At 65.3% G+C, this 14,385-nt stretch carries 19 protein-coding genes; 8 read left to right on the top strand and 11 right to left on the bottom strand.

Translation table 11 applies throughout. The features are described from left to right. Positions 1-14: 14 nt before the first annotated feature. Positions 15-968 carry a GlxA family transcriptional regulator gene (locus QTH97_RS34420; protein ID WP_286573094.1) on the bottom strand — a complete coding sequence of 318 codons (954 nt, stop codon included), beginning with the start codon at positions 966-968 and terminating at the stop codon, positions 15-17. 109 nt (positions 969-1,077) lie between these two features. Here QTH97_RS34420 and QTH97_RS34425 point away from each other — a divergent pair, with 109 nt between their 5' ends. The 3 genes from QTH97_RS34425 (at position 1,078) to QTH97_RS34435 (ending at position 2,920) form a co-directional block, all read left to right on the top strand. Beyond that, positions 1,078-2,073 (top strand): SLAC1 anion channel family protein, encoded by a 996-nt coding sequence (locus tag QTH97_RS34425; protein ID WP_286573096.1) that lies wholly within the window; start codon positions 1,078-1,080, stop codon positions 2,071-2,073. After that, positions 2,070-2,396: a DMT family transporter gene (locus QTH97_RS34430; protein ID WP_286573097.1), complete on the top strand. Its 327-nt coding sequence runs from the start codon at positions 2,070-2,072 to the stop codon at positions 2,394-2,396. Before QTH97_RS34425 ends, QTH97_RS34430 begins: the two co-directional genes overlap by 4 nt. 119 nt (positions 2,397-2,515) lie before the next feature. Beyond that, positions 2,516-2,920 (top strand): nuclear transport factor 2 family protein, encoded by a 405-nt coding sequence (locus QTH97_RS34435; protein ID WP_286573099.1) that lies wholly within the window; start codon positions 2,516-2,518, stop codon positions 2,918-2,920. A 24-nt stretch (positions 2,921-2,944) separates the two neighbouring features. Here the strand turns inward: QTH97_RS34435 and QTH97_RS34440 are convergent, their stop codons facing one another. Then, positions 2,945-3,838, bottom strand: coding sequence for an SDR family oxidoreductase (locus tag QTH97_RS34440; RefSeq protein WP_286573100.1), 894 nt, complete (start codon positions 3,836-3,838; stop codon positions 2,945-2,947). A 37-nt stretch (positions 3,839-3,875) separates the two neighbouring features. Beyond that, positions 3,876-4,619 (bottom strand): SDR family oxidoreductase, encoded by a 744-nt coding sequence (locus QTH97_RS34445; protein WP_286573101.1) that lies wholly within the window; start codon positions 4,617-4,619, stop codon positions 3,876-3,878. Positions 4,620-4,739: 120 nt separating this feature from the next. On the opposite strand from QTH97_RS34445, the gene QTH97_RS34450 reads away from it, so the two are divergent. The 3 genes from QTH97_RS34450 to QTH97_RS34460 are packed head-to-tail and all read left to right on the top strand — an operon-like array spanning position 4,740 to position 6,666. Further along, positions 4,740-5,678, top strand: coding sequence for a LysR family transcriptional regulator (locus QTH97_RS34450; protein WP_286573102.1), 939 nt, complete (start codon positions 4,740-4,742; stop codon positions 5,676-5,678). Beyond that, positions 5,675-6,439: a class II aldolase/adducin family protein gene (locus tag QTH97_RS34455; RefSeq protein WP_286573104.1), complete on the top strand. Its 765-nt coding sequence runs from the start codon at positions 5,675-5,677 to the stop codon at positions 6,437-6,439. Before QTH97_RS34450 ends, QTH97_RS34455 begins: the two co-directional genes overlap by 4 nt. Positions 6,440-6,468: 29 nt before the next feature. Then, positions 6,469-6,666 (top strand): 4-oxalocrotonate tautomerase, encoded by a 198-nt coding sequence (locus QTH97_RS34460; RefSeq protein ID WP_286573106.1) that lies wholly within the window; start codon positions 6,469-6,471, stop codon positions 6,664-6,666. Positions 6,667-6,691: 25 nt separating this feature from the next. Here QTH97_RS34460 and QTH97_RS34465 read toward each other — a convergent pair whose 3' ends face one another. After that, complete coding sequence (locus tag QTH97_RS34465) at positions 6,692-7,270, bottom strand: DUF4256 domain-containing protein (RefSeq protein ID WP_286573107.1); 579 nt, start codon at positions 7,268-7,270, stop codon at positions 6,692-6,694. 248 nt (positions 7,271-7,518) lie between these two features. Between QTH97_RS34465 and QTH97_RS34470 the strand changes: the two genes are divergently transcribed. After that, positions 7,519-7,785, top strand: coding sequence for a hypothetical protein (locus QTH97_RS34470; RefSeq protein ID WP_286573108.1), 267 nt, complete (start codon positions 7,519-7,521; stop codon positions 7,783-7,785). A gap of 22 nt (positions 7,786-7,807) precedes the next feature. On the opposite strand, the gene QTH97_RS34475 is transcribed toward QTH97_RS34470, so the two are convergent. Then, the gene (locus tag QTH97_RS34475; protein WP_286573110.1) at positions 7,808-8,284 is read right to left on the bottom strand and encodes a hypothetical protein; all 477 of its coding nucleotides are present in this window, start codon (positions 8,282-8,284) and stop codon (positions 7,808-7,810) included. Positions 8,285-8,455: 171 nt separating this feature from the next. Between QTH97_RS34475 and QTH97_RS34480 the strand changes: the two genes are divergently transcribed. Next, complete coding sequence (locus QTH97_RS34480) at positions 8,456-9,490, top strand: RNA methyltransferase (protein WP_286573111.1); 1,035 nt, start codon at positions 8,456-8,458, stop codon at positions 9,488-9,490. A gap of 58 nt (positions 9,491-9,548) precedes the next feature. Here QTH97_RS34480 and QTH97_RS34485 read toward each other — a convergent pair whose 3' ends face one another. From QTH97_RS34485 to QTH97_RS34510, 6 genes are all read right to left on the bottom strand, one after another. Continuing rightward, entirely contained in the window at positions 9,549-10,370 is an 822-nt protein-coding gene (locus QTH97_RS34485; protein WP_286573112.1) for a MipA/OmpV family protein, read from the bottom strand. A gap of 136 nt (positions 10,371-10,506) precedes the next feature. Continuing rightward, positions 10,507-11,577, bottom strand: coding sequence for a protein kinase family protein (locus QTH97_RS34490; protein WP_286573113.1), 1,071 nt, complete (start codon positions 11,575-11,577; stop codon positions 10,507-10,509). Between the two features lie 73 nt (positions 11,578-11,650). Continuing rightward, positions 11,651-11,950, bottom strand: a complete 300-nt coding sequence (locus QTH97_RS34495) for a hypothetical protein (protein WP_286573114.1) — start codon at positions 11,948-11,950, stop codon at positions 11,651-11,653. Between the two features lie 75 nt (positions 11,951-12,025). Then, entirely contained in the window at positions 12,026-12,961 is a 936-nt protein-coding gene (locus tag QTH97_RS34500) for a GNAT family N-acetyltransferase (RefSeq protein ID WP_286573115.1), read from the bottom strand. Between the two features lie 143 nt (positions 12,962-13,104). Beyond that, positions 13,105-13,716 carry a DUF4337 domain-containing protein gene (locus tag QTH97_RS34505; protein WP_286573119.1) on the bottom strand — a complete coding sequence of 204 codons (612 nt, stop codon included), beginning with the start codon at positions 13,714-13,716 and terminating at the stop codon, positions 13,105-13,107. A 131-nt stretch (positions 13,717-13,847) separates the two neighbouring features. After that, the gene (locus QTH97_RS34510; protein WP_286573117.1) at positions 13,848-14,270 is read right to left on the bottom strand and encodes a GFA family protein; all 423 of its coding nucleotides are present in this window, start codon (positions 14,268-14,270) and stop codon (positions 13,848-13,850) included. Positions 14,271-14,385: the final 115 nt, after the last annotated feature.

Here is a 14,385-nt window from a genome sequence, read left to right on the forward strand (position 1 = left end):
CGGGTCGGGCACCCTCACCGCGCGAAGCGCCTCCGGTATTCCGTGACGCTCACACCCAGCCGCCGGGCGAACGCCCGCCGGAAGCCATCCACGTTCGCATAGCCCACCGCATCGGCCAGCCGCTTGGCCGGCAGGTCCGATTCCTCGGCCATGCGGCGCGCGGCGTCAATCCGCGCGTTCTCGACAAACTCCGCGGGCGTGGTCCCCGTCTCGCTGCGGAAGTTGCGTGCAAAGCTTCTTTCGCTCATGCCTGCGCGCGAGGCCAGAAGGGGCACGGACAGATCGTCCTTGAGATTCGCGAGCACATGGTCCTGCACCTCGCGCACGCTGGATCGCTCGGCCGTCTGCGCCGCCAGGTGGGCACTGAACTGGCTCTGGCCGCCGGGGCGCTTCAGGAACATCACCAGCTCGCGCGCCACGCGCAGCGCGAGTTCGCGGCCGTGGTCTTCTTCCACCATTGCGAGCGCGAGGTCCATGCCGGCGGTCACGCCGGCGGAGGTGAAGAGCTTGCCGTCCTTCACGTAGATGGCATCCGCCTCGACGCAGGTGAGGGGGTAGGCCGCCGCGAGGCGGGCGGTGGAATTCCAGTGCGTCGCCACCCGCTTGCCATCGAGGAGCCCGGCGGCCGCCAGCACGAAGGCGCCGCTGCAGACCGAGCCGAAGCGTCGCGCGGTGCGGGATTGACGTCGCAGCCAGGCCTGCAACTGCGCGTCGCTCACCATGTCCTCGAGGTCGGGGCTTCCCGCGACGAGCAAGGTGTCGATGGGCCCGCGATGCGTCGCGACCGTCGCGTCGACGGCCAGGCGCAAGCCGTTGCTGCTCTTGAGCATGCCTTCCACGGTGCTGATCACCTGCACCTGGTAGGCGCGGGGCTTGCCGAGCTGGCGCGATGCCTCGGCGAAAACGTCCGCTGGCCCTGCGACGTCCAGCAGCTGGACGCGGGGAAAGGCAAGGATGGCGACGCGCATGGCTGACAAGGTTCGATGATTGGCAGAAAACGCCGTGCGGCGGCACGGACGGTCACGCCAGTCTGGCAGAAACTACCAATACCCGCAAATTCTGCCAAAGGAGCCCGCCATGCAAGGCCAACCGATGAACCCGTCCTTCCCGGCCTTCCACAGGTCCGGTGAAGCTTCGATACGCAACCTGCCGGTCAACCTGTTCGGCTCGGTCATGGGCCTGTCGGGGCTGGCGCTCGCATGGCGGCTTGCGGCTGGCAGTCTCGGCGCGCCGGCCTTCGTCGGCGAGGCCATCGGGGCTTTCGCGTTCGGCGTGTTCGTGCTCGTCGCACTGGGCTATCTCACGAAACTCGCGAGGCATCCGGAGGCCGTGCACGCGGAGTTCCATCACCCGGTGGCCGGCAACTTCTTCGGCACGATCGTGATTTCTGTGCTGCTGCTGTCTGCCGTCGCCGAGCCGTACAGCGCGCCCGCCGCGCGCGCGATGTGGATGGTGGGCGTGCTGGCGACTTTTGCGCTCAGCTTCGTCGTCGTCTCCCGACTGCTCAAGGGCCAGGTGGACGCTTCGCATGCCGTGCCGGCCTGGCTGATCCCGGGCGTGGCCACGCTCGACATCGCAGTGACCGGCGGACACATGCCCATGGCCTGGGCCGGGGAGATCAACCTGTTTGCCGGCGCCGTCGGCGCGATGATGGCGCTGGTGCTCTTCGCGATGATCGTCAGCCGGCTCGTGCATCACGACCCGATGGCGTCCGCCATGACGCCCTCGCTGATGATCCTGGTGGCACCCTTTGCCGTGGGCTTCCTCGCGTACAGCAACATCGTCGGCAACGTCGATCGCTTCGCCGCGCTGCTCTTCTACTTTGCGCTGTTCATGTTCGCCGTGGTCGCGCCGAAGGTGTTCCGCCCCAGCATCGGCTTTTCTGCGGCCTGGTGGACGATCGGCTTTCCGATGGCCGCATTGGTCAACGCGGCGCTGAAGTACGCGGAGTTCCGTTCCAGCGCGCCGCTGTGGGTGTTGGCCGCGGGGCTCCTGGGTGCGCTGAGTCTGGCCCTGGCCGTTCTCACGGTGCGCACCGTGCGGATCGCTATCAACGGGAAGCTGTTCTCATGAGCCGGGGACTCGCCTGGGTCCTGGTGATCGCGGCAGGATTGCTGGAGATCCTCTTCGCCGTCGGGCTCAAGCAATCGAATGGCCTCGAGCGGCCGTGGATCGCGTTGGGAACAGGCGCCGCCCTGATCGGCAGCCTCGCCATGCTGTCGTTGGGGCTCCGCCAACTTCCGGTGGGGACCGCCTACGCTGTGTGGACCGGCATCGGGGCCTCGGGCACGGCGCTCATCGGCATTGCGTTGCTCGGCGATCCGGTCTCGGCGGCGAGGCTGGCGTCCATTGCCGCGATCGTCGGGGGTGTCGTGGGACTGCGGTTGGCGCAGTGATCAGTCTGGTGCCGAAACGCGCGAGTAGGGACTTCCTTACACACCGACCATTCGTCGTCTGATATTGGGTGTGTCGCTGCGCGACAAACTGAAGATTCCGAAGCCTCAAGGAGAGTTGCATGCCAACCCCGAGCAAGACGCTGGTCGATCTTGAAAAGAAGTTCTGGCAATCCATGATCGATCAGGACACGGACGCCGCATTGGCGCTTCTGAGCGAGCCCGCGCTGATGGTGAGTTCGCACGGAGCGATGAAGTTCGATCACGCCGGCTATCGAAAAATGGCGGAGCAGGGTTCGATGGTCGTGACCTCGTTCGAACTCAGCGATACGCAAGTGGTGTTTCCCACCGAAGACACCGCCATCCTGACCTACGGGGTGAAACAGGGCGTCGCGTCGCGGGGCCAAGCCGACAGTGCGACCCAGGAGATGTTCGACTCCTCGACCTGGATTCGCACCGATCAGGGCTGGCGCTGCGTCATGCACACCGAAACGCCGGTCGAGAAGAAGGACGCCAGGAAGCACTGACCGACTGACCGCAGCAGGCGGCCTTCAGCGCCTTACCCTGGCTTCCAGCAGGTCTCCCATTCCGATGCGCTTCGCGAAGTCGATGCGCACGCGTTCCGACACTTCGAATACCTCGCCCGCGCCGTCACCGACGAAGTCGATCAGCGAGCGCATCGGCCGGGTGCCGACGGGCAGGCCGACGATGCGCACGATCTCGTCCGCCACCGCCTGCGGGTCTGCATCGTCGGGCGTGAGCGCCGAGAGGCGCTCGCCGATCTGGTCCATCACGCCGTCGTAGCGGCTGTAGGCTGCGGCGGTGACGGCATCGGCCGGCTGGCCCGCGCTCGGGAAGTGATCGGTGCCTCGGGTGAACGCGCCCGGCACGACGATCGATGTCTCGATGCCGAAGCGGGCGATCTCGTAGGCCAGCGTGACGGCCAGCGAATCCATGGCCGCCTTGGCCGCGCCGTAGGGCCCCATGAATGGCGGAAAACCGCCTTTGGTGGTGGTGCTGCTGATCCACAGCATCAGGCCCGACTCCTGCCGGCGCAGGTAAGGCAGCACCGCGCGGTTCACGCGCTGGGCGCCGAGAACGTTGGTGTCGAACACCTTCGTGATCTCCTCGGGCGTGAACGCCTCCGTCGGCCCGACCACGAGGTGGCCCGCGTTCTGCACCACCACGTCGAGATGGCCCTGCTCGCGGATGATGGTGGCCGCCGCCGCATCGGCGGACGCCTGCGAGAGCACGTCGAGTTCGAGCGGGTGCAGCTGCAGCCCCTTGGCCGCGGCGAGCGAGCGCAACTCGGCGGCGCGGCCGTTGTTGCGCCCCGCGATGTCGCGCATCGATGCATAGACGATGTGGCCCGCCTCGGCGAGGGACTGGGCGCTGAGCTTGCCGATGCCGGTGCCGGCGCCCGTGACGAGGATGACGGATTGCATGATGGAACTCCTTGAATGAATGACCGGGTGAATGAGTTCAGGCCACGCCGCCGTTGGCGCGCAGGATCTGGCCGTTAACCCAGCCCGCATCCGGGCCGGCGAGGAAGGACACGACCGAGGCGATGTCCTCGGGCTGGCCGAGCCGCTGCAGCGGCGGCATCTTCGCGAAGGCCTGGATCTGTTCTTCGGTCTTGCCGTCGAGGAAGAGCGAGGTCGCGATCGGGCCGGGAGCCACGGCGTTCACCGTGATGTCGCGGCCGCGCAGTTCCTTGGCGAACACGTGCGTGAAAGCCTCGACCGCTGCCTTGGTGGCGTTGTAGATCGCATAGCCGGGCATGTTCAGCGCGAGCGTCGTGCTCGAGAAGTTGACGATGCGGCCGCCTTCGTTGAGTCGGGTGGCGGCTTCGCGCAGCGTGTTGAAGGTGCCGCGCACGTTGATGTCGAAGGTCTGGTCGTAGAGCGCGTCGGTGTGCTCGGCCAGCGGCACGGTCTTCAGCACGCCTGCGTTGTTGACCAGCACGTCGATCCGGCCGAGTTGCGCCTCGACGGTGTCGAACATGCGGCGCACCTCTTCGGCATTTGCCACGTCGGCCTGGACGGCGATGGCCCGGGCGCCGGCCGCCGTGAGTTCGGCGACCAGCGCGTCGGCCTGCGCAGAGCCCGAGGCGTAGTTGACGGCGACGGCAAAGCCGTCCCTGGCGAGCCGCTGCGCGACGGCGGCGCCAATGCCGCGCGAAGCGCCGGTGACGATGGCGACCTGGGGGTGACGAGGGGTGTTCATGTGCGATTCCTTCGGTGTGGTGGGTGGATGAACGAATGGTCGACCATTCACGCCAAAAGATAATCAGCTCAAAATAGGCATCACCATTCCGTTTAGTCAAACAATCGACCGGAGCACGCCATGGACCGCTTCCAGGAAATGCAGGCGTTCGTGCGCATCGCCGAGCGCCAGAGCTTCACGCAGGCTGCGGAAGACCTGCAGATTCCTCGCGCCACCATCACCACCCTGATCCAGCGCATGGAAGAGCGCATCGGCACGCGGCTGCTGGAGCGGACGACCCGCACCGTGCGCCTCACGCGGGACGGCGAGGTCCACTACCGCCGCTGCGTGCGGTTGCTGGCGGACGTGGAAGAAGCCGAAGGCTCGTTCAGGAACGCGGTGCCCAAGGGCGTGCTGCGGGTGAACCTGCAAGGGACGCTGGCGCGGCACTTCGTGGTGCCGGCGCTGCCCGGATTCCTCGCGCGCTATCCGGAACTCGAACTGCACATCGGTGAAGACGACCGGCTGGTCGACCTCGTGCGCGAGGGCGTGGATTGCGTGCTGCGCGCGGGCACGCTGCAGGACTCGTCGATGGTCGGCCGGCGCGTGGCGCTGCTGCCGCAGGTCACGGTCGCGAGCCCGGCCTACCTGGCACGGCACGGCGAGCCCGAAAGCATGGAGGCGCTCGGTGCGCACCGGGCCGTCAACTACATCTCCAGCGCCACGGGCAAGGCGGTGCCGCTCGAGTTCACGGTCGACGGGCGTGTCACGGCCGTCCAGCTCGGCGGCATCGTCTCGGTGACGGGCGCCGACCTGTACACAGGCTCGGCCGTCGCGGGGCTCGGGCTGGTGCAGGTGCCACGGTACCGCGTGGCGAGCGAGTTGGCGGATGGCCGCCTGAAGGTCGTGTTGCGCGGATTCGCACCACCGCCGATGCCGGTGTCGGTCCTCTATTCGCAGAACCGGCAGTTGTCGTCGCGCGTGCGCGTGTTCACGCAGTGGCTGCACGACATCTTCGAGGCTGCATCGGGCGCAGCGCAGGGCTATGCTTCGAACCTGAGTCGAGCGCCCAAGGAATGAACGAGCACCCCAAGATCCGCCAACGCCCGCCACGCGCCGAGCGCGAGGTCCGCGTCGACCTCGCCGCAGCCTACCGCATGGCCGCGCAGAACGGCTGGGATGACACCGTCTACACCCATCTGTCAGCCAGCGTCCCCGGCGAGCCGGGCCACTACCTGCTGAATCCGTTCGGTGCGACCTTCGACGAGATCACTGCATCGAGCCTGGTCAAGGTCAACGTGCGCGGCGAGGTGGTCGACGGTTCCGGCGCCCGCGTGAACCCGAGCGGCTTCGCGATCCATGGCGCGGTGCACGCCGCGCGACCGGAGGTCGAATGCGTGATCCACCTGCACACGCCATGGGGCGTGGCGTTGTCGATGCTGCCGAACGGCCTGCAGCCGACCTCGCAATACGCGATGCGCCTGCACCGGCGGCTCGGCCGCCATGCCTATGAAGGGCTCGCGCTCGGTATCGACGAGCAACGTCGGCTCGTCGCGGACCTCGGTGCACTCGATGGCCTGATCCTCGACAACCACGGCACGCTGGTCGTCGGTCGCACGGTGGCCGAAGCCTGGATGCTGATGCACCTGCTCGAACGCGCGGCGCAAGCGCAACTGCGCGCCATGGCGGCCACCGGCGGCGAGGTGCGCGTGGTCAGCGACGAACTCGCTGCACGCACTCATGGCGAATGGGTCGGCGACGGCAGCGAATGGGATGGCGACATCGAATGGCCCGCGCTGCTGCGGCGTCTCGATCGTGCCGCGCCCGGCTACCGGGAATGACTTACCAACGATTGATCTGGAGAACTCACATGCCCACCATCCGCGTCGAACTGTTCGAGGGTCGCACGATCGAGCAGAAGCGAGCCCTCGCGCAGGCCTTGACCGAGGCCACCGTGCGCACACTGGGCGGATCGCCCGAAGCCGTCGACATCCTCTTCTACGACATCGCGAAGCACGATTGGGCGACCGGCGGCAAGCTCTGGAGCGAGCCTCCGCCGCCGAGATGACACGGGCCGGCGTCGGTCCCCGGACTCAGACGCTGACCGAGCCCCTGAATCCTCGTGCGGCGTAGTAGGACTGTGCGCCGTTGTGATACACGAAGACCTTGCCGTAGCGCCTGTCGCCAAACAGCGCCCCGCCCAGCTTTCTGATGTCGGGCGGCGTTGCCACCCAACTGGACGTCTTCGTGTCGAACTCCCCGAACTCCTGAAGTCTGCGGTATTGCGCCTCCGTCAATAGCGAGACACCCATGGCAGCGGCCGTGTCGATGACATTGTTCTCCGGCTTGTTCTCTTTCCGGGAAGCCAGAGCTTCCGCGTCGTAGCACAGGCTCCTTCGCCCTTGCGGACTTTCGGCGGCGCAATCGCAGAAAAGGCAGGCGCCGCCATCATCCGGTGTTCCGATGACATCGGGTTCGCCTCCCGTTCTCTCCATCTCGAGAAGCGACTTCAGCTTGTCGGGACTGCCTTGCAAGCGACCATGGACGTCGACCCAGACGGCCCCGGCGTGCCGGTGCATGTTCTGCTCGAACCGCACCTTCAATGTGCGGATGAGCCATTCGCGTTGTTCCGCCTTCATCCGAGAACGTGCGGCAGTGACTGCGCGTCGCATCCAGATCGTGAGCGCGAGAGTGGTGACATGGCTGCTCCAGTTTTGAACGGGGAGTTTGCATTCTGCAGGCGCGGGCGCGAAGACCGCACGACCTCTCCAGGCCGATCGTTCCCGGCGAGTCGTTCGACCGGGCGTGCAATTCTTCACGGACGGCCGCTCTGCTTGCGCGGATCTCTCAACAACGAGCGGGATGTGTCAACCACGGGGGTGCGGGCACGATTGATGCTGAGTCGGCTCAGGAGAACACCATGTTGAAAGGTCCTTCCATGCACACCGCAACGGCGTTCGAGATCCGCTTTCAATCGCTGTTTCACGAGGGTCGCGCGCTGGCATTTCCCTGTGACAGCCACGGGGTGGTGAATCTCGATGAGATGGGCGAGAGGGCCCGCAACAACTACCTTTTCGCCAGGGGCATGATTGGCCGCGAGTTCGCGATGCCTTTCGTCCAGGAGCGCGCGAGGGATCTGTACGACCTGCAACACCGCTTCGAGCTGGAAGCAGCCTTGCAATCCTGACGCGCTGCGCGCGGGTCTCCCGCTAGAGGCGCGCCGACGAGTAGCTGTGAACCTGATCGGCGTCGAAATGCTCGGGTCTCGCGAAGGCCTGCAGTTGGCGCATCAGGCGCACCAATTGCGCGGCTTCGGGCGCCGCGGCCTTGATCGGCAAGAGCGCGGGATCGTGGTTCATCTTCCAGGAAGGAAGGTCGTTCCAGCAGCTTGCGATGAACGCGACGAGGTTGCGACCGCGCAGCACGCCCATCGAGCGCTTCAACGACCCGTCCATCCTCGACTGGCAGTGCATTGCAAGCAACGCGGTCTCGGCCAGCGCCTTGGGGCCGCCTTCGACAAGAATATGTCGACCCGCTTCGCGCAGTTCCCCCGGAGCACGGATGTTGCCTTCCCATGCAGATGCCGCAAGCAGCAATAGATCGTGGATGTGAATGGGCAACTGGTCGTCCATCGTGGCGCTCTCCTTGGAGCAAGTTGAATTCCTGATGAATTGTGTGGTGCGCATGGGGAGCCGCCAACTGATTCGTCGCGACCGCGCATCACGTTTGCGCGTAACAGTTGAGGTTTCGGAAACGCCGGCGCCCGAATGAATGCTTTGGCTCTAGGCGAGGGTCGACGGGAGGCGCGGGGCGCGAGGCGCGCACCGCAGACAACGCCGCCGTGCAAAATCCGTGGCATGCGAATCCTCGAACTCAAGCGGCGACTGCGGGACGCCGGAGCGGGTCCCCTGCACGAGCAGCGGGTCCTGCGGTTGTGGTCCCACGCGCTGCCTCGAGACAGCGGCAGGCGTCTGCCGGCGAGCTTTTTCCCATCGTCGCTGCTGGAGGCCCTGCCAGGGATTGAAGCGGATCTTGCCGGGCTGGCGCGCATCCACGCGGTTCATCCCGGCGCCGATGGTTCCGAGCGGCTGCTGGTCGCATTGGCCGATGGCCAGACTGTCGAAAGTGTCCTGCTGCCTCGGGACGGTCTTTGCGTCTCTTCGCAGGTCGGGTGTGCCGTCGGTTGCCAGTTCTGCATGACGGGTCGCGACGGCTTGCTGCGCCAGGTGGAAAGTGCCGAAATCGTCGCCCAGGTTGCCCTCGCGCGCATGCGCCGTCCGGTGCGCAAGGTAGTGTTCATGGGCATGGGCGAGCCGGCCCACAACCTGGACAACGTCATGGAGGCGATCGACCTGCTCGGCACCGCGGGCAACATCGGCCACAAGAACCTCGTGTTCTCCACCGTGGGCGATCCACGCGTGTTCGAGAGACTGCAGCAGGCACGTGTCAGGCCGGCGCTGGCACTTTCGTTGCACACGACCAGGGCCGACTTGCGCAGACGACTTCTCCCGCGCGCGCCGAACATGACTCCCGAGGAACTGGTCACCGCCTGCGAAGGCTACGCCCGGGCCACCGGCTACCCCATTCAATACCAGTGGACGTTGCTGGAAGGGGTCAACGACGGCCAGGAGGAGATCGAAGGCATCGTCAGGCTGCTCTCCGGCAAGTACGGTGTGCTGAACATCATCCCTTTCAACGCCGTGGACGGCGTGGGGTTCCGTCGGCCGTCGTGGGAGCGCTGCAAGCAGATGGCGCGCACGCTGCATGAGCGGGGCATCCTGACGAAGTTGCGCTATTCGGCCGGACAGGATGTGGACGGCGGTTGCGGCCAGTTGAGGGCCCGCGCCGCTGAAGTGCGCATCCCGCTTCGAAAGGCCGAAGACCGGCGCTAGCCTTCCGCCGAGTCGGCCTCGGTCCCGCGAGTCTCGGGCCGACTGCAGCAGGCCAGCATCAGAATCTGTACGAAGCGAAGATGCCGTAGGTGTTTTGCGACTTGTCTTCCGTGATCGGACTGCGCTCGGCGTCGCCTTGCAGCCAGGCGGCAGTGACGCTCGCGCCAATGCCCCACTGGGCATTCAATTGATATTGGGCGCCGACGGAGAAGCGGATCGAATTGACGCCGCTTCCGGCGTGGTACTCGGGGACTCCGGCAATCAGACTTTGTCGGGCGTCGATTCCATAGAAGGTCTGGGTGTACCTGCCGTTGGCCCAGGTGATGCCGGGTCCGGCGGACAGGACGAGTTTTTCATTGACGATGTACTTTCCCTCGATGTCGACCGCGAATCGAGTACCTTGATCGTTGCCCGCTATGTCGGAAACAAGGAAAGCTCGAACCGTCAGCCAATCGTGGGAGTACGAAGCGAACACGCTTCCCAGTGCCGTCTGGGAGATGTCGCCCCAGCCATTGAGGATCGGCGCATCCGACGCCTTCCGCGGCTTGCTCAGTTCGCCACCCAAGGCCACTCCGAAGCGCCAGGAGTCGTCTTGAATGAGGTTGAAGCCCACTCCGAATGGAAAGCCGGCCCCTGGAGTGCCCCCGATGAAATAGCGTCCGTAGTTGGCGGTGACGAGTGGCACCGCCACGACCTGGGCATCGCCACTGCCTGGATACTTGGGGCGACTGAAGACCCCGAGCCCCGCCGAGAAGCGCCAGGAGTCATCTGCGGCTTGTTCCAATCGCGCCTGGGCCAGCGCGTCCTGCCCAGTGAGCGTGGCGGCGAGCGTCGCCCCCAACAGAATGAAGTGAGCGCTGCTTTTGCGACTTTGGATCATTGCGTCTCTGAAGATGATGAGGAAATGTTGATGCACTTTTGAAGAGGGTAGGGTGCATTTCGATCTTTGTCACGCCGCGCTGACCGGGTCAGTCGCACGGCTGAAGGCGCTTGCATTCCGCGACGGCGGGACAGCATCAACCTCTTCCCAGCAGATCACGGCAGCCAAGGTCCTCGACGGCCAGGTGGACACGCTCGAAGTTGTTCCACCAGATCACCGGAGGAATGCCGTTCGCATGCTGCCAGACAGGCGTTGCGATCAGCCAGAGCACGGACAGCCGGTAGTCGTCCTGCAATGCGCGCCGGTCGTAGCCCTGCACGCCGCACGCCGTCAATTCATCATGGAAGCTGTCCAGCAGGCGTGCCTCGAAGCGATGCCGCAAATCGGGATACCACTGCAGGGCCATCATGCATGCCAAGTCGTCCGATCCCATGTCGACGCGCCAGGCATCCCAGTCGAACAATCTGCCGCCATCCTTGTCGCCATCGTGCGGCAGGAAGCAGTTCCAGACGTGCGCATCGCCCTGGGCGATGGTCATGTGGCGACGCGTTCGGTAGCGTGCCGCCAGGCGCGGCGCGGCTTCGAGCAGGTGCTCGTAGAGCGCACGCCGATCGTCGGAAAGCCGATCGCCCATTTCATCGGCGAAGCGCGCAAACTGCACCATCAGGTTCCTCGTCGCTTCATCGGCAGCGCTCGCATCCTGCCAGGAGCCGATGGTCACGCCGAGTCGCGGATCGTCCCACCACGCAGCCTGGAATCGGGCTCGCGTGCGAACGATGGCCTCGCATTGAGCAAATGTGGGAGGCAAGGGCCAGCGCGTCGCCACGGCGTGCGATTCCGTAAGGTCTTCGAGCAATAGATGCCAGGTGCCCGTGGCGTCATCGCATTGGGCATCGAAGCAACGCGGCACCATGCCCGCGGGCATCGCGGGCACGACGTCCCGATAGAACGCGACCTCGTGCCGGCCACCCGGCCATGGCCCGCCCGGGCGGTCCGCCAGGCCGGCTTTCAAGATGAGCGTCGCGGGCGCGGCGGCAGCCGCGTCGGCGTGAACGAGGCGCAACCTGAAGATGTGCGACAGCACGGTCGCGAACGATGCGACGACCGACACGTCGGTCACACGACCCCCGTCGAGCGCCCCTGCCTTGCGCAGCGCCCCGGTGAGGTAGACGGGCTCGGCGGCTTTCGGCAGCGAAGGATTCGTCATGGTCTTGATTGTGATCTGCGACAGGACCGCTGCGCCGCAGGCTCGGCCTACCGCGGTCTGCTGCCTCAGGTCCTCAACCTGCAGCGCCGTGGCCCGGAGCCGAGAGGTCCTGGCCAGGGTCGGGCGTTGACGGCGTCGTGAGCTGCTCCGTGACGCGAATGCGGCGAACGACAAGTTCGTCAATCTCCAGACGTCGGATTCGAACCCGGCCAACGAAGAGCCGACCGATGGACAAGGCACCAATGGCCAAGGCACCGACGGCGACGGCGGCCATCGCGATGGAGCCCAATGCGACGGTACCGATGGCTTGCGCGCCCGTCGCAGCCGCCGGTGTTCTCCGAGCGCTTGAGGATTTCGAGGACAGCAGTTTCATGGCAACTCCTGGAGGAAGCTTCGGCCCTGGGGGCGGTATCCGGACGACGATAGCTGGGGTTCGCAGGCACACCCGCTAGCTTGCACCATCCAGCTCCAGCGGCTTGCGGAACACGCAATTCCGCCGGGTCACGATGAAGCCGCATTCTTCGTAGACGCGGTTCGCGCCGTCCAGATTCTGGCTGTCGACGCCCAGACCCGATTCCTCCATGCCTGCAGCCTTCTGGGCTCGCAGGCTCAGAGAGATGAGCGCGCGAGCGACGCCCTGTCCTCGCCACCGCTCTCCAACGCTGATGAATTCCGTCCACCCTCGCTTTCGCCCGTTCGCGGTGTTCCAGACCTCGTCGATGTAGGTTCGCACCTGGCCTGCAACCTCGCCGGTCCGCACGTCCCACGCGATCTGCCACAGGTGCGGTTGAAAGACCTGGCTCACTTGCCATCGCCGGAAATCCGCCTCTCCCGAAGGCGAGAAGCCCCAGTGGGTCCGGAAGGCGCGTTGATGCGCATCCCAGATCGGGCGAAAGTGATCAGGCTGAACCGGCCTCACTTCCAGGCCCGGCGGCATGGAAAAGTCGGCGACATCGTCCAACGTGGGCCGCATCATGGTGAAGAAGTAGCGCTCGCGCCGATAGCCGGCCTTTTCCAGAAGCGCAGCGCGCGCGGTTTCGCCCTCGGTAACGAAGGCATGGTGCGCATGCCGCGGCGCGCTGCGGTGAAAGGCTGCCATTTCCCGCTGCCTCGACTCGAGCCAGGAATGCAGCGCGGCGCCGATTCCCCGCCGACGCCATGGAGGCGCGACCACTCCCAATTGCCCATAGAGCTGGACTCCATCTGCTTGAGTCCACTGCCAGGCACGCACATAGCCGGCGATCTCCGCGCCGGCTTCGGCAATCCAGACATCGCGTTGCGGCACGCAGTCGGTGAACGAGGCGTAGTCGCGAGCCACTTCGTCGACCGTACGGAAGAACCCGGTGTCGTCGGCCGCGAAGCTCGCATTCGCACAAGCCACCATGGCCTCGAAATCCTCCGGGCCAGCGAATGCCCGAAACCTGACGCACGGCTGTGGACTCTGCATCGATCTCCGCTCCTGGCGCATTGTTGCAGTGGTGGCGGTCAGTGCGCACGCGCTTCGAGCCGAGTGGGCTCGCGCCGCGCTCAGATGTGCATGGCCGCCAGAGCGCCGACGACCAAGCCGACTCCGGCAACTCCAAGCATGCCCCATTCCAACCACTTTCTCCTGGTCAGCAATGCCATGGCAGCCAGGGCGATGGAGACCTGCAGCGCCGTAGTCGCCTGTGCCCAGCGATGGTGCTGGTGCATCTGTGCCTCCGACTTCTGGTCCCAGTCGGTTGCGTCGGCCTCGAGCTTCTGTGCGACGAGCAGGATTTCGCCTTTTTCCTGCTCATACCGCGAAATCTTCTTCTGCCACTCTTGCCTGCGGTCCTCGGGCGACGTGTCCCGGGCGAATTCGGCCAGCGCCTGCTTCGTGCTCTTTGACTGAAAGTAGTTCCACTGGTTGGAGGCCTCGGTCTTCTTCATGCCGGCGTTGTTCTTGTAGAGCCCCGCGTTGGCTTGAGTCAGCCCTCCCATGTACGCGAAGATCGCTCCCACCGTGGCGATGACAGCGGTGCATACCGCGATCTGGCTGGTCATGCTCTTGCGACCAGACTCCCGGGAAGCAGAGGCTGGATCAGCGTGGCCGTGCGCACCTGCGTGCTCGAGTTCGTGATCGTGCGGGCCGTGCACGTGAAAACCGCCTGCTGACATGAATATCCTTGTTGTCGTGGGGAGGCAAGTATGCAGAAGCCGGCGGGCTTCGGCGCTCCCCGAAAACACGCAGGTGATCTTGCTGTCGTTTTATGGCAAGCACTTCGCCCGTTTCTCGTCCTGCCTGCCTCTCACATCAGCCGGGTATCGGCCGGTGGCCCATCGAGCCGGTCATGTGCGTTGTCGATGAAGTTCAATGGAGCGCTCACCAGCTGTTCCCTGTCCACATCGTCCACGGTGGGCACATGAATCGCATAGAAGCGCCCGCCCAGTTGCGCCAGTTCGCCGGTGGCGTAGAGGCGAATCCCGCAACGCGAACAGAAGCGGTACGTGAGACCGGACTCGTCCCGGCCGGGGGGCACCCACTGATACGTGCTGAGCATGTCGTCGCCCGCGAGCAGCTTGAATTTGTCGCCTCGCACGAAAAGAAACCATGCCCGTGCCTTGCTGCAAAGGGAGCAATTGCAGCGATTGCTCCCCGCGGCCACGTCGAACTCCGCTTCGTATTGCACTGCCTGGCAGTGGCAGCTGCCGTGGTATCGCCGATAGGTCATGGGGCAATACTGTTCGATTAGAGTAATGACGCCTACAATTGCTTCCGTGGCAACTCGATGGCGGACGGGATATGGCACGGACGAAGGCGGTGTTGGGCGAGGGAGCCAGGCTTAG

Origin of the sequence: Variovorax gracilis (assembly GCF_030317115.1) — a bacterium.
Lineage (GTDB): Bacteria > Pseudomonadota > Gammaproteobacteria > Burkholderiales > Burkholderiaceae_C > Variovorax > Variovorax gracilis.

Coding starts and splice junctions, on each gene's coding strand:
- QTH97_RS34470 (WP_286573108.1), top strand. CDS start 7,519: ATGTTGAAAGGTCCTTCCATGCACACCGCAACGGCGTTCGAGATCCGC.
- QTH97_RS34430 (WP_286573097.1), top strand. CDS start 2,070: ATGAGCCGGGGACTCGCCTGGGTCCTGGTGATCGCGGCAGGATTGCTG.
- QTH97_RS34495 (WP_286573114.1), bottom strand. CDS start 11,950: ATGAAACTGCTGTCCTCGAAATCCTCAAGCGCTCGGAGAACACCGGCG.
- QTH97_RS34475 (WP_286573110.1), bottom strand. CDS start 8,284: ATGCGCACCACACAATTCATCAGGAATTCAACTTGCTCCAAGGAGAGC.
- QTH97_RS34425 (WP_286573096.1), top strand. CDS start 1,078: ATGCAAGGCCAACCGATGAACCCGTCCTTCCCGGCCTTCCACAGGTCC.
- QTH97_RS34480 (WP_286573111.1), top strand. CDS start 8,456: ATGCGAATCCTCGAACTCAAGCGGCGACTGCGGGACGCCGGAGCGGGT.
- QTH97_RS34440 (WP_286573100.1), bottom strand. CDS start 3,838: ATGCAATCCGTCATCCTCGTCACGGGCGCCGGCACCGGCATCGGCAAG.
- QTH97_RS34445 (WP_286573101.1), bottom strand. CDS start 4,619: ATGAACACCCCTCGTCACCCCCAGGTCGCCATCGTCACCGGCGCTTCG.
- QTH97_RS34435 (WP_286573099.1), top strand. CDS start 2,516: ATGCCAACCCCGAGCAAGACGCTGGTCGATCTTGAAAAGAAGTTCTGG.
- QTH97_RS34420 (WP_286573094.1), bottom strand. CDS start 968: ATGCGCGTCGCCATCCTTGCCTTTCCCCGCGTCCAGCTGCTGGACGTC.
- QTH97_RS34460 (WP_286573106.1), top strand. CDS start 6,469: ATGCCCACCATCCGCGTCGAACTGTTCGAGGGTCGCACGATCGAGCAG.
- QTH97_RS34450 (WP_286573102.1), top strand. CDS start 4,740: ATGGACCGCTTCCAGGAAATGCAGGCGTTCGTGCGCATCGCCGAGCGC.
- QTH97_RS34500 (WP_286573115.1), bottom strand. CDS start 12,961: ATGGTGGCTTGTGCGAATGCGAGCTTCGCGGCCGACGACACCGGGTTC.
- QTH97_RS34465 (WP_286573107.1), bottom strand. CDS start 7,270: ATGCGACGCGCAGTCACTGCCGCACGTTCTCGGATGAAGGCGGAACAA.
- QTH97_RS34485 (WP_286573112.1), bottom strand. CDS start 10,370: ATGATCCAAAGTCGCAAAAGCAGCGCTCACTTCATTCTGTTGGGGGCG.
- QTH97_RS34505 (WP_286573119.1), bottom strand. CDS start 13,716: ATGTCAGCAGGCGGTTTTCACGTGCACGGCCCGCACGATCACGAACTC.
- QTH97_RS34490 (WP_286573113.1), bottom strand. CDS start 11,577: ATGACGAATCCTTCGCTGCCGAAAGCCGCCGAGCCCGTCTACCTCACC.
- QTH97_RS34510 (WP_286573117.1), bottom strand. CDS start 14,270: ATGACCTATCGGCGATACCACGGCAGCTGCCACTGCCAGGCAGTGCAA.
- QTH97_RS34455 (WP_286573104.1), top strand. CDS start 5,675: ATGAACGAGCACCCCAAGATCCGCCAACGCCCGCCACGCGCCGAGCGC.